This window comes from Spongiactinospora sp. TRM90649 (assembly GCF_029382225.1).
Taxonomy (GTDB): domain Bacteria; phylum Actinomycetota; class Actinomycetes; order Streptosporangiales; family Streptosporangiaceae; genus Spongiactinospora.
In genome coordinates, this window is the sequence record NZ_JARLTC010000005.1 from 232094 (window position 1) to 246734 (window position 14641).

Annotated in this window: 14 protein-coding genes; 5 read left to right on the forward strand and 9 right to left on the reverse strand. The window is 72.8% G+C overall.

Going from position 1 to position 14641, the window contains the following annotated elements:
• Positions 1-225: 225 nt before the first annotated feature.
• The 3 genes from P3X83_RS06575 to P3X83_RS06585 all read right to left on the reverse strand — a co-directional run bounded on the left by P3X83_RS06575 (position 226) and on the right by P3X83_RS06585 (position 4253).
• The gene (locus P3X83_RS06575) at positions 226-1347 is read right to left on the reverse strand and encodes a S1 family peptidase (RefSeq protein ID WP_277303953.1); all 1122 of its coding nucleotides are present in this window, start codon (positions 1345-1347) and stop codon (positions 226-228) included.
• 249 nt (positions 1348-1596) lie between these two features.
• A complete protein-coding gene (locus P3X83_RS06580; protein ID WP_277303954.1) occupies positions 1597-3570 on the reverse strand; it encodes an ABC transporter permease in 1974 nt (657 codons plus the stop codon).
• Complete coding sequence (locus P3X83_RS06585) at positions 3567-4253, reverse strand: ABC transporter ATP-binding protein (RefSeq protein ID WP_277303955.1); 687 nt, start codon at positions 4251-4253, stop codon at positions 3567-3569. Before P3X83_RS06585 ends, P3X83_RS06580 begins: the two co-directional genes overlap by 4 nt.
• Before the next feature lie 499 nt (positions 4254-4752).
• Between P3X83_RS06585 and P3X83_RS06590 the strand changes: the two genes are divergently transcribed.
• Positions 4753-5448, forward strand: coding sequence for an SDR family oxidoreductase (locus P3X83_RS06590; protein WP_277303956.1), 696 nt, complete (start codon positions 4753-4755; stop codon positions 5446-5448).
• A gap of 58 nt (positions 5449-5506) precedes the next feature.
• Here the strand turns inward: P3X83_RS06590 and P3X83_RS06595 are convergent, their stop codons facing one another.
• Positions 5507-6241 (reverse strand): L,D-transpeptidase family protein, encoded by a 735-nt coding sequence (locus P3X83_RS06595; protein ID WP_277303957.1) that lies wholly within the window; start codon positions 6239-6241, stop codon positions 5507-5509.
• A 328-nt stretch (positions 6242-6569) separates the two neighbouring features.
• On the opposite strand from P3X83_RS06595, the gene P3X83_RS06600 reads away from it, so the two are divergent.
• Complete coding sequence (locus P3X83_RS06600; protein WP_277303958.1) at positions 6570-7448, forward strand: hypothetical protein; 879 nt, start codon at positions 6570-6572, stop codon at positions 7446-7448.
• A gap of 96 nt (positions 7449-7544) precedes the next feature.
• Here the strand turns inward: P3X83_RS06600 and P3X83_RS06605 are convergent, their stop codons facing one another.
• Genes P3X83_RS06605 through P3X83_RS06615 form a run of 3 tightly spaced genes read right to left on the reverse strand, consistent with a single transcriptional unit; the run spans position 7545 to position 11285 of the window.
• Entirely contained in the window at positions 7545-9116 is a 1572-nt protein-coding gene (locus P3X83_RS06605) for a D-aminoacylase (RefSeq protein ID WP_277303959.1), read from the reverse strand.
• A complete protein-coding gene (locus tag P3X83_RS06610; protein WP_277303960.1) occupies positions 9113-9901 on the reverse strand; it encodes a hypothetical protein in 789 nt (262 codons plus the stop codon). The genes P3X83_RS06605 and P3X83_RS06610 overlap by 4 nt, the downstream gene beginning before the upstream one ends.
• A 7-nt stretch (positions 9902-9908) precedes the next feature.
• Positions 9909-11285 carry a Na+/H+ antiporter NhaC family protein gene (locus P3X83_RS06615; RefSeq protein WP_277303961.1) on the reverse strand — a complete coding sequence of 459 codons (1377 nt, stop codon included), beginning with the start codon at positions 11283-11285 and terminating at the stop codon, positions 9909-9911.
• A gap of 223 nt (positions 11286-11508) precedes the next feature.
• Between P3X83_RS06615 and P3X83_RS06620 the strand changes: the two genes are divergently transcribed.
• The gene (locus P3X83_RS06620) at positions 11509-11769 is read left to right on the forward strand and encodes a hypothetical protein (protein ID WP_277303962.1); all 261 of its coding nucleotides are present in this window, start codon (positions 11509-11511) and stop codon (positions 11767-11769) included.
• A 116-nt stretch (positions 11770-11885) separates the two neighbouring features.
• Here the strand turns inward: P3X83_RS06620 and P3X83_RS06625 are convergent, their stop codons facing one another.
• Positions 11886-12329, reverse strand: a complete 444-nt coding sequence (locus tag P3X83_RS06625; RefSeq protein ID WP_277303963.1) for a protein-tyrosine phosphatase family protein — start codon at positions 12327-12329, stop codon at positions 11886-11888.
• 96 nt (positions 12330-12425) lie between these two features.
• Here P3X83_RS06625 and P3X83_RS06630 point away from each other — a divergent pair, with 96 nt between their 5' ends.
• On the forward strand, positions 12426-13127 hold the full coding sequence (locus P3X83_RS06630; protein ID WP_277303964.1) for a phenylalanine--tRNA ligase beta subunit-related protein: 702 nt from the start codon (positions 12426-12428) through the stop codon (positions 13125-13127).
• Positions 13128-13137: 10 nt separating this feature from the next.
• Here P3X83_RS06630 and P3X83_RS06635 read toward each other — a convergent pair whose 3' ends face one another.
• Complete coding sequence (locus tag P3X83_RS06635) at positions 13138-13515, reverse strand: hypothetical protein (protein WP_277303965.1); 378 nt, start codon at positions 13513-13515, stop codon at positions 13138-13140.
• A gap of 74 nt (positions 13516-13589) precedes the next feature.
• Here P3X83_RS06635 and P3X83_RS06640 point away from each other — a divergent pair, with 74 nt between their 5' ends.
• A complete protein-coding gene (locus P3X83_RS06640) occupies positions 13590-14612 on the forward strand; it encodes a zinc-dependent alcohol dehydrogenase family protein (RefSeq protein ID WP_277303966.1) in 1023 nt (340 codons plus the stop codon).
• Positions 14613-14641: the final 29 nt, after the last annotated feature.

Sequence of the window (14641 nt, forward strand, 5' to 3'; positions counted from 1 at the left end):
CGCGAGGCGACACGTTTGCCATTTCACGGCGCCTTCCTCAGCCTCCGCCTCAGAAGATCCACCGTTCCTCGAACGCTTCCCTGCGGCGCGGCACTGCGGGAGATCGGGCGGGGAGGGCGCTGGGGGTGGAAAAGGACGTGCCCGGCGCGGGGCGCCGGGCACGTTCTGGGGGGTGCGAGCGGACTAGGGGTCCGTCCGGGAACCGGTCATCCGAGGGTCAGTCGGTCAGCCGGTGCGCAGGGTGAGGCCGTACGTGCTCAGGATCTCGTTGACCGGCTGGTGGTAGGTCGTGCCTCCGCTGGAGCAGTTGCCGGAACCGCCGGACGTCACGCCCTGGGCCTGGCTGCCGGAGATGAACGAGCCGCCGGAGTCGCCGGGCTGCGCGCACGCCGAGGTGCGGGTGACGCCGCTGACGGTGCCCTGCGGGTAGGTCACGCTGGTGTTGTGCTGCTGGATCGTGCCGCAGCGCCAGCCGGTGGTGGAGCCGGAGCGGCAGATCGACGCGCCGACCGACGCCTGGGTGGAGCCGCGGACGGTGACGTTCGCGCCGCCCGAGCCGCGCACGTACGGCGTGGCGGTGTTGCCGGGCGCGGTCACGTACGCGTAGTCGTTACCGGGGAACGACGACCCCTGGAAGGTGCCGGTGGGGGAGGTGGTCCTGGAGCCGGTCCGGCCGCAGTGCCCGGCGGTCACGAAGCCGGGGGTGCCGCCGCGGGTGACGGGGAAGCCGATGCTGCACCGGCTGGAGCCGATGTAGTAGGCGGCCCCGCCGACCAGGTTGATGTAGGTCTGCGGGCGCTCGTTGGACACGGACACGCGAACCAGGTTCTTGTCCACGCCGGCGGCGGCGACGAGGGCGTCACCGGCCGCCTGCTGCGGGGCGAGGACGACGACGCTGTTGGTGGTCACGTCCACGTACCAGAGCGAGGCGCCGGCCTTGGCCCGTGCGGGGGCGTTGTCGAGCTGCCGCTGCACGGCGTCGAGCTGGGCCTTGGAACGGCTGACGACCACGGGCTGGGCGCCCTTTGCCTGGATGCCCGGCGCGGCGGCCGCGTCGGTGGTGGCGACCAGCAGCCTGGAGGCGTCGCCGTTGAGCCAGGATCCCGCGTACGAGGCGCCGAGGGAGACGGTGAGGTCGGCCTCGACCTTCGCCGCGCGGTCCTCGTTGGCCAGCCGCTGGACGACCTGCTGCTCGGTGAGGCCCAGGTCGCGCTCGAGAGCGTCGATCACCGCGGGCGGCGCCGGTTCGGCCGGTGCGGAGACGGATGCGGCGGCGGGGGCCGCGGTGGCGGCCAGGCACACGGCCATCAAGGCCGTGCCGATGATAGCGGAGCGTTGACTTGACATATGCACTCCTTGCTGGGGGTGCTGTCAAGCTAGCGGGCGAACGCTAGACCGGGATGTACTGAAAAACCTCTATCGCGGTGTTATGGGAACCAGTGAGCTGCACATCCGGCCGGAAAGCCCTCTCCGAACAGGTTCAAAATGGGCCCCCTGTGATTGAACCGCGCGGCTGGAAACCCCAGTCGGACGCCCACCGGCCCGCGCGGTCAACCGGCAAGCCCGGTAAACCCGGGCGGTCAGGCCGGGACGCGATCAGTCCGGCCGGGGCGCCGGGTTCGCGGTGACCGAGCGCAGCAGCGGACGGCTCAGCGCCCCCGCCGCGATCACCCCGCCGAACCCCAGCGCGAGACACGCGCCGAGCACCACGAGCCCGGTGCCGCTCACGCCGCCCGACGCGAGTGGCAGCCCGCACAGCAGGCCCGCCAGTACCGCGCCGCCGCCCATCACGGTGAGCGGGATCAGCGTCTCGGAACGCCGCGCCCGGTCCAGCACCTCCAGCGGGGTCCCGGCCAGGCGCAGCAGCCCGTAGGTCTGCCTGCGGTCCAGGATCGAGGACGCCGCGGTGATGCCCGCGCTCGCCGTCGCCACCAGGAACGACACCGCCAGCACCACGATCGTGCCGGTGCGGACGTCGCCGAGCATCATGCTCCCCTCACGATCGGTGTCGGCGGGCGAGGTCGCCGACCGCCCAGGGACCAGGCCGCCGAGAACGGTGCGCGCCCGGTCGATGGTGGCGGCGTCCTGGCGCGTCAGCTTGGCGGTGACGATCTTGCGGTCGCCGTCCTTCGACAGCACGACGGTCGCGGCGACGCCCGCGCGGTCCAGCCGGGTGTCCGCCTCCTTGGCGACCGTCTCGGCCTTCGCGGCCGGGGCGCTGAGCATCAGGTGACCCACGGGCGCGTCACCGAACAGCCCGCCGGCCGGCGAGAGGAGCCCCAAAAAACCGGCCACGAACCCGGTGAGCGCGACCCCGCTCACCGTCCGCCAGGCCGAGCGGGGATCGTCGGTCATGCGTCGGCCCGCCAGCAGCCGCGCGGGCTTTCGCGCCGACGCCGAGACCATCCGGCCGAGCACCCCGACGACCCACGGACCGGCCAGGTTGATCGACAGGAACGCCAGCCCGAGGACCACCACGAACACGCCCCACCCCGCGCCCGCACCGCTGACCAGCGGCACCGCGCCGAGCGCGGCCAGCATCGCGACGAGCCGGATCATCCGCATCCCGGGCGGGGTCTGCCTCCTGGCGACGCCCAGCGGGCTCACCACGACCTGGCGCAGTCCGGCCGCCGCCGACAGGCCGACCAGCACGGGTACGGCCAGGAGCACCGCCGCCACCGGAAGCACGCCCGGCCACAGGTCGGCGGTGTACCAGCCGCCCCCGCCGACCGGGATCATGGCCAGCAGCGGCATGGTCAGGCCGTACACGGCCAGGCCCGCGGCGGCCCCCGCGGACGCCACGACCACTGCCTCCGCCACCGTCATCGCCACCACCTGCCCCGGCGTCGCGCCCACCAGCCGCAGCGCGGCCAGCCGCTGGTCACGCCGGGCCACGGTGAGCCGCGCCGCCGCCCCGCCGAACACCAGCAGCGGGACCACGACGAGAACGGTCGCGATCAGCGCCAGGATCTGGTAGACCACGGCCACCTCGCCGTGCTTCCCGGTGAATCCGGCGATGGGGGTCGGCGGGGCGACGGACACGGGGTCCCGCCAGTCGGGCCGCGTCGCGGGCACGGCCATCGCCAGGTCGTCGGCCGTCCTGCCCACCACCGCCACCAGTTCCCCGGAGTGGACCAGCCCGGCATCCCCGATGACCTTCGGAGTGCCGGGCGGGAAACGCCCGGCGAGCCGGTCGCGCGGCAGTTCACGGGCCAGTTCGGCGAGCGCGGGCGACATCCACACCTCGCCCGGCGCCGGGACGCGGTCCAGACCCGGCGGCGGAGCGACCCCCGGCCGCAGCACGGCCACCTCGACCAGCGCGACGGTCCGGTCCGCGACGAACTCGGAGCGCGACGACTGCACCGCCACCGCGTCCCGCATCGCGGTGGGAACCGGGTTCCGCCACGCCTCACGGTCCGCGCGGGACTGGAACGCCACGTTCATCCCGACCGCGAACAACAGCAGCGTGGTGGACACGGCCACCGCCGCCAGCGTCAGCACCGCGCCGGTGAGCCCCTGCCGTCCCCCGCCCCGCAGGAGCCGCCAGCTCAGCTCGATCGAGTTCTTCACGACGACACCGCCGCCGTGGAGACGATCAGCCCGTCGCGCACCTCGACCATGCCGTCGCACCAGCGCGCCACCTGCGGATCATGGGTGACCAGCACCAGCGCGGAGTCGTTGCCCCTGGTCGCGTTCACCAGGATCTCCATCGTCGCCCGTCCGGTCGCCTGGTCGAGGGCGCCGGTGGGCTCGTCGGCGAAGACCACGGCCGGGCGGGTGACCAGGGCCCGCGCGATCGCGACCCGCTGGGCCTGGCCGCCGGACAGCTCGCCGGGACGGCGGCCCTCCATCCCGGCGAGGCCGAGCGGACCGAACCAGGCACGGGCCTGGTCCACGGCCGCGCGGCGCGACGCGCCGCCCAGCATGAGCGGCAGCGCGACGTTCTCCTCCGCCGGCAGTTCGGGCAGGAGCTGCCCGAACTGGAAGACGAACCCGAACCGGGTACGGCGCAGCGCGCTGCGCTCCCGCTCGCGCATGGCGTCGACCCGCTGCCCGAGCAGGACGACCTCACCCGCGTCCGGTTTCATGATCCCCGCCAGGCAGTGCAGCAGCGTGGACTTGCCCGACCCCGACGGGCCCATGATCGCGACCGACTCCCCCTGGCGGACCGCGATGTCCACCCCGGCCAGCGCGACGGCCGGGCCGAAACGCTTGACCAGTGACCGGCCTTCGAGAACGACACCTTCACTCATGGCGCACAAGCCTGCCGATCCGGCACCCCCTGCCGGATCGGCCGGGAGGCCACCGTGCGTGGTCGCCCGGTCGGCCGAAAGACCTATTTATCCGCGCCGATGTCAGACTCCCGGATCGGCGGCGCGCCCACATTGCCTACGCCGTCTATAGGTTCGCCATACGCCGCCCGCAGTACCGTGTGTGACGTCGTTCCGCGCGGCCGAGGAGACGGCGTCGTGCTGGACTGCGCGGGCGGCGCCTCCGGGTTCACCGCCGAGGCGGCCGAACTGGGCGTCCGCGCGCTGGCCGCCGGCCCGCTGTACGCCGACGACCCCGCCGCGCTGGCCGAGCGTCTGCCCGCCGACCAGCTCAGGGCGCTGGAGATGTGCGCGATCCGATTCCGTGATCGCCCCATACGTCCCTGCGTCCTCAAGGTATGTACGGGCGAGGTCGCGGCGGTCGCCGGAAACCGATCTGTTACCAGGCATGATGGTCGCCGACTCGGTCGAAGGGATGAGGATGGACGTTGTCGCGCTGGTCACCGGGGGGAACCGGGGCATCGGGCTGGAGGTCTGCCGGCAGCTCGCGCGGGCGGGCCACACGGTGGTGCTCACCGCGCGGTCGGAGGACAAGGCGCGAGAGGCGGCGGGCGTCCTCGCGGCCGACGGGCTGCGCGTCCATCCGATACGGCTCGACGTCACCGATCCAGCCGATTCCGGGCGCCTGGCCGGGGAACTCGCCGAGCGGTTCGGCGGGCTCGACGTCCTGGTCAACAACGCGGCAATCACCTACGACACCTGGCAGCGGGCGTCCTCGCCCGACCTCGGGGTCGTGCGGGAGGCGATGGACACCAACCTCTACGGCGCCTGGCAGGTGATCCTCGGGGTGCTCCCCCTGCTGCGCGCGAGCGGCCATCCGAGGATCGTCAACGTGTCGAGCGGCCTGGCCTCGCTGACCACCATGGGGGCCGGCAGTCCCGCCTACCGGGTGTCGAAGACCGCGCTCAACGCGCTGACCTGCGTCCTCGCCGACGAGCTGCGGATCGACGGCGTGCTGGTGAACGCGATCTGCCCGGGCTGGGTGGCCACCGACATGGGCGGCCCTGGCGGGCGGCCGGTGGCCGAGGGCGCGGCGGGCATCGTCTGGGCGGCGACGCTTCCCGACGGCGGGCCGACCGGCGGCTTCTTCCGCGACCGCAAACCGGTCCCCTGGTAGCGGTTTCCGCGGACGGCGAGCCGTCCGGCCGGATGGCCGGACGGCCGGCGGCGGTCGTCTAGTGCCTGCGCCGTGCCCGCTGGAGGTTCCAGACCTCGCGGCCCTCGCGCACGTAGACGGGTTCGCCGACGCCCACCATTCGGTAGACGCGGTCGGCGATGTGCATCGGCAGCCGTACGCACCCGTGTGACGCGGGCCGGGTCGGCACCTTGGTCGAGCCGTGGATGGCGATCCCGCCGTTGAAGTAGAGCGAGTTGTACATCGACCCGAGCGGGCCCGTGGTCCACCCGGGGGCCTTGCTGGTGACCCGGAAGTCGCCGACGGGGGTGACGGCGTCGCCGCACCGGCCGTTCTCGCAGTAGTGCACCTTGGCTCCGGTCGAGATGTGCGAGACCAGCACCGGCTTGCCGTCCCGGTAGACGGTGAGGACCTGGCGCCCGAGGTTGATCTCGATCCTGTTCGGCGCGCCGCCCGCGACCATCGGCCGGGTGCGTCGGTACCGGTCGAGCGCGCGCCAGGTATAGAAGTCGGCCGCGCCTCGGGTGGGCAGTCCCTTGGCCTTCTGGAAGGCCCACAGGGCGGACACGGTCTCGTCGCCGAAGCGGCCGTTGACGGGGCCGGGGTCGAAGCCCCGGCGGGAGAGTTCGCGTTGCAGGCGTTTGACCTCGAAGCCCCGGTCGCCCGGGCGTAGGACTCCTGAGTCGGCGTTGGCGGGAGCGGCGGCGACGATCCCGGCGGCTCCCGCGGCTCCGGTGAGCGCGAGGGCGGTGGCGAGAGGCGCTAGAAATTTCAACACAATCTATCCGTTACCCGGAATGCACTAGCAAGCAGCCCAGACCAATTTAGATTGGTCGCAAAGTTTCGACCGATCACATGTGCATATCAGGATAAAACGGAAATTCCGTGCTACTGCCGCCTATTCGCGGTTAACATGGCACAACGACCTTGGAATCCGGAAGGATTCGAGCACGTACACATTTCCGTTTACTGTGACATTCATTGCCGTAGCTAGCGGATATCGACGCGTGGCCTTCGCGAACTGGGGGTATCTCTCGGCTGCCCCGCTATCGCGGAGTAACGATATGTCGGTCCTCCGGGATCGTGAATGACACGGGAAACACATGACTTCTCACACTAAGAGATGGGCGCCGGTGTTCCGCGCCGGTTCGCGCGTCCTGGCCACGGCGACCGCCATGACACTGGCGGGCGCCGCACTGGCGGCGTCCGCGCAGACGCCCGCCATGGCCTCCGGCGCCACGTCGCAGGCCGTCGTCACACAGATCAACACCGCAGGCGAGAAGCCGCTTCTCGGGGGCTGCCGCGGTCGCGGGTGCAGGGGCGGCTGCTGGAGGCGGCCCTGCTTCCGCCGCTGCCACGGCAAGCGCTGCCACCGTCATCACCACCGCGTGATCAAGGGTCCGAAGGGCGACAAGGGCGACCGCGGCCCGGCCGGCCCGGCGGGCCCCCCTGGCCCTCCCGGTCCTCCCGGAAAGAAGCACGACGACAAGTGGCAGGACGGCGACAAGTGGCACGACGACAAGTGGCACGACGACGACAAGTGGGACAAGGACAAGTGGGATAAGGATAAGTGGCACAAGGACAAGTCGCACGAGGACAAGTGGGATGACGAGAAGTCCCACGAGGACGAGTGGGACAAGGACCCGTGGCACGAGGAGAAGTCCCCCAAGGACAAGAAGTCGTACAAGGACCCCAAGTCCGAGGGCGACAAATGGTGGGACGACAAGTGGTGGGAGAAGAAGTGGAAGGAGAGCACCGGCCAGTCGTCGTCCTCCTCCCCCACCACCGCCGATGAGCAGCAGGAGCAGGAGGAGGAGAGCTCGGACTGGTGGCTGAGCAACGTCACCGACCAGGCCTCCACCAAGAAGACCGCTTCCTCGGAGTCGCGCGGGATGAGCGACACCGAGGAGACCGCGGAGCCGATGTCCGAGACGACGTCCGAGACGGCGTCCACCCGGTTCCCGGTCCGCCCGGCCATGTGATCCACCCGCCGTTCACCGGAAGCCGTGCCCGGTCCCCCGGGCGCGGCTTCCGCGTGTCCGGGCCGCCCCGGCGAGCGGGTGCCTGCCCTTCTCGGGTCAGGCGGGCAGCAGGCGGCGTCCGGCCCTGACTCCGAGGTGGCGGCCCTGCCGCACGGTGAAGCGGCCCGCCTGGGCCACCCAGGCGATCCCCTCGGGAGCGCGGTCCGGGTGCCGGTAGTCGCCGGTGTCGCGGACGGTGGCCGGGTCGAAGGCGACCAGGTCGGCGACCGTCCCCGGGGCGACCCTGCCGCGTTCCGGCACCCCGAACCAGGCGGCGGGCAGCGCGGTCATCCGATGGACGGCCTCGCCGAGCGTGAACAGCCCGGCCTCCCGCACGTAGCGGCCGAGGATCCGGGGAAAGGTGCCGTAGAGCCGGGGATGGGGACGCCCGCCGGTGCCAGGCGGCAGGCCGTCGCTGCCGATCATGGTGCAGGGGTGGGCCAGCGCGGCGCGCACGTCCCGCTCGTCCATCCAGAAGGTCACCGACGACACCCGCAGTTCCTGCGACACCAGCACGTGGACCAGCGCTTCGACGGGTTCGGCGGCCAGGTCGCGGGCGATCTCGGCCAGGGTGCGCCCGACGAACGCGCCGCTCGGGGTGTCGGTGACGAGCAGGGCGTCCCAGCCCGCCAGCGCCACCCGGTTCTCCCAGCCCGGGTTCTCCGCCGCCAGGTCGGCGGCGAGACGGCGGGCCGCGCCGGGCCTCCGCAGCCTCGCCAGGACGGCGGGCGCGCCGCCCTCCAGGTAGTGCGGCGGCAGCGCGGCGGTGAGCGAGGTCGAGGACGCGTCGTAGGGATAGGCGTCCTGCCGCACGGCGACGCCCGTGGCGCGGGCGCGGTCGAGCAGGGCCAGCGCCCGCTCCACCCCGCCCCGGTTGGGCCGTCCCACCGACTTCAGGTGGGAGATCTGGGTGCGGCGTCCGGTCTTCTCCGCGACGGTCAGCGCCTCCTCGATCGCCGGGATCAGGTGGCCGCCCTCAGCGCGCAGGTGGGTGGCGTAGATGTGGCCGGGGCCGAGGCAGGAGACGAGGGCCGCCAGTTCCTCGGTGCCGGCGTAAGCGCCGGGCGGGTAGATCAGCCCGCTGGACAGGCCGAACGCCCCGGCGTCCAGCGCCTCGCGCAGCGATCGGCGCATGCCGGCGAGTTCGTGGGGCGCGGGCGGCCGGTCCACGACGCCGAAGGCGGCGACCCGCAGGGTGCCGTGTCCGACCAGCGGGCAGTGGTTGGTGACGTATCCCCTGGCGTCGGCTTCGGCGAGGAAGCCGGGAAAACCGGTCCAGGAGGCGGCGACGGGCGGGAAGAGCCGGGCGGCGTGGTCGTCGTCGATGGCGGTCCCTGCGCGGGGCGCGAGGCTGAAGCCGCAGTTGCCGACGATCTCGGTGGTGACCCCCTGGAGGATCTTCGTGGTGTCGTCGCGGGTCAGGAAGGGGGCGTTGTCGGCGTGGGAGTGGGCGTCGATGAACCCGGGGGCGACGACCAGCCCGCTCGCGTCGGTCGCGGGGATTCCGGCGAAGGAGCCCGGCGTGGCCACGGCGGCGATCCGCTCGCCTTCGATCAGGACGTCGAGCGCCTGCGGCTCACCGCCGTCGCCGTCGGCCACCAGGCCGCCGGTGACGGCGTGGCGCCTCACCGAAGGCCCAGTTCGGCGAGCGTGCGCCCGGCCAGGGCGCGCAGCACCCCGCCCGCGACGGCCTCGTGCACGTCGAGCATCTCGTCGCCGGTGGCGACGCCCTCGGCGTAGGCGTCGCGCCCGTCGATGTACGGCACCGCGGTCAGCGCCGCGACGACCACGGCACGGGGGCCGGACCGCGCGACGGCCACGGCGTGCGTGCGCAGCGCGATCTCGTCGGCGAAGCCCGCCCAGCCGCACTTGACCGCGACCGCGCCCGGCGCGGCGCCGACGGCCTCGGCGACCACGTCGGGCACGCCGAAGCCCTGCTCTGCCCCGCGCATCCAGGTCAGCAGGGCGGTGGCGGCGAGGTCGGAGCCGATCTCGGCGAGCGCGAGCGCCCCGTAGGCGGTGACGACCTCTTCGGCGGTGACCTCGACCCCGCCGAACCAGTGCGGATCCGCGGACGAGGGGACCCAGTTCACCCCGGTACGGCCGGCCAGCCGGTCGAGGATGACGCGGGGGCCGGCGGAGTACCAGAGGTCCAGGGTCGCGGTGTTGTCGGAGACCCGGACGGCGGGCTCGGCCGTGGCGTTCCAGCGCTCCTCCGGGAACGGGCCGGTTCCGAGTGAGGGGTGGGCCGCCCAGGCGTACAGCGGCTTGAGGAGTGAGGCGCAGCGCAGCCGCGTGGGGCCGTGGCGGGCGGACACCGAGCGGGCGGGCGCTCCGCCGTAGCCGAGCGTGAGCCCGGCGGCCTGGGCGCCCGCGCCGGGCGGCAGGCCGCGGAAGATCTCGTCGAAGCTCATCGGCGGCTCACGTGTAGATCGCCAGCAGCAGCAGGTAGAGGCCGACGACGGGGATCATGACCAGCCAGGACGACAGGAGCTGCCACTTCAGCGAGCTGGATTCGGCCAGGCCCATCTGGCCGATCATGTCGGGGTTGGGGAAGGGGCCGAGCCCGTCGGTCTGGGCGCTGGCCAGCAGCACCGTCGTCCACGCCTCCGGGCTGATCCCGAGCGCGGTGGCGACGGGGCCGAACACCTTGGACAGCAGCACGGCCTGTGCCGCCGCCGCGCCGGCCACGCCGACCCAGCCGACCAGGGCGACCGCCACGGCGAACAGGTAGGGGCCGAGGGAGGAGAGGCTGTCGCCGTACTGCGCCACGATGGTGTCGTACGGCTTCATCATGTCGATCAGTGTGAAGAGCACGGCCAGCATCCAGAACAGGAAGAAGATGCCGAGCAGCCGGGAGGCCCCGGCGTAGAGCGCGTCCATGATCTTCCCGGGGCCGGTCCAGGAGGCGAGCCCGACCACGGCCATCAGGGCGACCATGGCGATGGGCACGAAGGTGGCCCCGGCCTTGGTGGCGGCGGCGAAGGCGACCAGCACGGCGAACGTCACCAGGAAGGCCGCGGTGGCGCGCTTGACCGCGGGCGTCGCCTTGGCGTCCTCGGGGTGCGCGGCGCGCTCCGGAGGGTAGGCGAAGCGGCCCTCGGTGCGGCGCTGGTTCCAGGCCACCACGAAGAATCCGGCGATCCAGATGACCACGGCCACGGGTCCGCCGGCGGTGATGACGTATTCGGCCCAGCTCACCTTGGCCGAGGAGAAGACCGCGATGGTGGCGGGCGCGAACGGGCTGAGGATCAGCCCGGCCAGGCCGCTGAAGAAGAACATGGCGGCGGTGGCGGGCGGGGTATAGCCGACCAGGGCGGCGATCGGGATGATGATGGGCGCGACGATCGCCACCGATCCGGCGAGGGTGCCGAGGGCGAAGGCCAGGACGCCGCAGGCCAGCATGACGCTGATGCGGACCTGGACGCGGGTGTGCACGCCGATCCTGCGGACGATGCCGACCACGAGGTAGTCGGCGACGCCCGCGCGGCGGATCACCTCGCCGAGCCCGGCGCCGAGCATGATGATCACGCCGAGCAGGGCGATGAAGTCGCCGAGCGAGGTCAGCAGGACCTCGCCCATCTGGAGCAGAGGTACGCGGGCGAGGATGACGCCGCAGACGATGGCGGCCAGCGTGGCGAGCACCATGTCCACGCCGCAGAGGGCGAGGAAGGCGTAGACGACCACGGGGACGAGCCCCCAGAGGCCGGGCTCCGGGGCCCACAGAGTGACCGAAATGCTAACAAGCAGTGCGACTACGAACAGGGCGGAGGCGGCGGCGCGCTGCCCGCGCGACATCTCGATCCGATATATGTTCGCAGGTGAAGTAGTGTCCCCCGACATTCTTCATCCCTTCAGGTTCGTGCACAGGGTAGCTACCACATCGCACGCCTGCCAATATCGGACAACCGGAATCTACCTAACGGCGCTGCACCGCCGATCGAGGTCGTCCGGCCGGCGGCTAGCGTCTGAGTGGACATTGGTACGAGGTCCGGATACCCAAGGATCGCGAGGTTCAGCCGTGCACATCGTCCGCTTCGTCGCTCGGGGTGACGGCACGCCGTCGGTGGGCGTCTCCGACGGCGTCACCGTCCACGACGCCGCCCACGTCCGGCCGCTGCCCCCGGTGGACGCGCGGATGGAGGTGTGGGCGGCGGGCGTCACCCACCGGCGAGAGCGCCGGGCGGCTCCACTTCATCAGGCCGAGGGCCATCACGTCGTTGTGCGCGACCACCGCGGTACGGCCGTGATCAGGCCCCTGGCCACCGGGTTGGGCTCATAGCCGAGGGCGGCGGCGGCCCGGCGCACGCGTTCCACGGTGGCCGGGCCGGCCGCCGATCTGGCCTACCACCTGCCGCGCCGGGCCTTCGCCCGCCGCTGACCCCGAGCGCGGAGGGCTCAATCACGGGGGAAGCGCCGCACCCACCGGCGCTGCCAGGGCGTCTCGACGGCCCTGGGGTGGTGGGCCGCGCGCACCCAGGCGACGGCCTCGTCGGGGTCCAGGCCGTCCAGCACGGCCAGGCAGGCGAGGACGGTGCCCGTGCGGCCCACGCCGCCGCCGCAGGCGACCTCGGCAGGCAGTCCACTCTGGGCCTGCTCGCGCAGCAGCCGAATGCCGCGCACGGCCTGCTCGCGGTCCCGCGGCAGCAGGAAGTCGGGCCAGTCCAGCCACCGCGAGGTCCAGTGGATCGCGCCCTCGTGAGTCCTGCGGAGCCGGGCCGACCCGAGGTAGAGGCCGAACTCGGGAGTGGGGCCGCCGGGCGGCGGGTTGCGCAGGCCGCGCCCCCGGACCCATGCGCCGCCCGGCAGGCGGATCGCCCCGGTCAGTGGTGATCGAGTCATCCGCCCATTGTGCTGCGGCCATCGGAGAATGGACCAGTCGGCGGTGGCCGGATTGGACCTGTTCGACGGGCCCCGGGATGGCCAAGGTGGGGGACCATGTACTTCCAGCACGACCCGGCTATCTGGTCCGGGCATCCCGAGCTGGTGGCCGGGGTGGTGCACGTCACCGGCATTCACCCGGACGTCTCGGTGGGCGGCCGGGTCGACGCGTTCCACACCATCGCGGCCGACCGGCTGGTCTCCGGCCCGGAGAGCGGGTTTCCGGAGATCCAGGCGTGGCGGCGGACCTTCGCGCGGATGGGGCTGCGGCCCACGCAGTACCGCTGCGCGGCGGAGTCGCTGCTGCGCCGTTTCAAGAAGGAGGGGACGCTCCCGCGGATCCACCCGCTGATCGACCTGTGCAACGCGGTGTCGCTCGCCTTCGCGATCCCGATCGCGGTGCTGGACCTGGCGGAGGTCGAGGGCGGCCTGGACGTCAGGCACGCACGGGGCGACGAGGACTACTTGACCTTCTCCGGCGAGAAGGAGCACCCCGCCGTGGGTGAGGTGATCTTCGTGGACCACGCCGGGCGGGCGCACGCGCGGCGCTGGACGAACCGCCAGAGCGGCCTGTCGGCCGTACGGGACGCCACCCGGTCGGTGCTGATCGTGGCCGAGGCCGTGCACGCGTCGGCGCGCGCCGACGTCTCGGAGCTGCTGGCCGTGCTCACCGCCGAACTGGCCGAGGTGTGGCACGCCGAGCCGCTGACCGCGCTGCTGGACGCCGGCGCCCCGCGCTTCCCGTTCCCCGCCCCATGAGCCGGACGGCTCAGGCGCTCAGTTCCTCGATCAGTTCCTCCAGGAACCAGGGGGCGCGGGAGAGTACCTCCTGCGTGTACTCCTCGAAGACGGCCAGCGCCTGGGCGGCCTCCGGCAGCGAGCGCGAGGGCAGGTCGAGCAGCACCCGCTCCTCGGCGAAGACCTCGCCGCCGACCTGGAAGGACTCTCCGGTGACCGCCAGGGTGACGGCGAAGCGCACCACGCGGCCGTCGGGCAGGACGAACTCCGCGCCGGCCATCGCGCGGTCCGGGTCGAGCCGGGAGAGCGGCTCACGCCTGACTAAAGGGTGCCGCAACCCCGCGAACCCCTCCGCCGCGCGGCACAGCGCGAGGAGGAGGTCGGCCGCCGCCCGGCTCTCGCTGTCCACCAAAGCAGGGTAGATCACTATCGGCCCGGCCGTCAGCCGGGGACCGGGATCACACGGAGGGATACGGTGAGCCGATGCGCGCGGTGGTGTATCACGAGTTCGGCGGCGACCTGACGCTCGCCGAGGTTCCGGACCCCGTTCCGTCCCGGTCGGGGGCGGTGCTGCGGGTCGAGGCCACCGGGCTCTGCCGGAGCGACTGGCACGGCTGGCAGGGGCACGATCCCGACATCCGGGTCTTCCCTCATGTCCCCGGGCACGAGCTGGCGGGCGTGGTCGAGGCGACCGGGCCGGACGTCGCCGGGTGGCGGGCGGGCGACCGGGTGACGGTCCCGTTCGTCTGCGCCTGCGGTACGTGCGCGAGCTGCGCGCGCGGCGACCAGCAGGTCTGCGAGCGCCAGACGCAGCCCGGTTTCACGCACTGGGGGTCGTTCGCGGAGTATGTAGCGATCGAGCACGCCGACGTGAACCTGGTCCGGATCGGCGGGGCCACGACGCCGGTCGCGGCGGCGGGGCTGGGCTGCCGGTTCGCCACGGCGTTCCGGGCGGTCACGGCGGTCGGGGCGGTCACGCCCGGTGAGTGGGTGGCGGTGCACGGCTGCGGCGGGGTGGGCCTGTCGGCGGTGATGATCGCCTCGGCGGCCGGGGCTCGGGTGGTGGCCGTGGACGTCTCGCCCGGCGCGCTCGCGCTGGCCGTCCGGTTCGGGGCGGCGGCCACCGTGGACGCGCGGGACGGCGACGCCGCCGAGCGGGTCCGCGAGCTGACCGGCGGGGGCGCGGGCCTGTCACTGGACGCCCTGGGCTCGGCGGCGACGGCCGCCGCCTCGATACTCGGGCTGCGCCGCCGCGGCCGGCACGTGCAGGTCGGCCTGCTGCCCGGCGGCGCGGCGCTGCCAATGGACCGGGTGATCGGCCACGAGCTGGCCGTGCTCGGCAGCCACGGCATGGCCGCGCACGACTACCCCCGGATGCTCACCATGATCGACGCGGGGACGCTGCGGCCCGACCGGCTCGTCACCAGGACCATCGGCCTGCCCGAGGCCGGGGAGGCGCTGGTCTCGCTGGGCGCCTCCCCCGGCGTGACGGTCATCGTCCCCTGAGCGGTGCGCTGCCGGGCCGGGATCCGGAC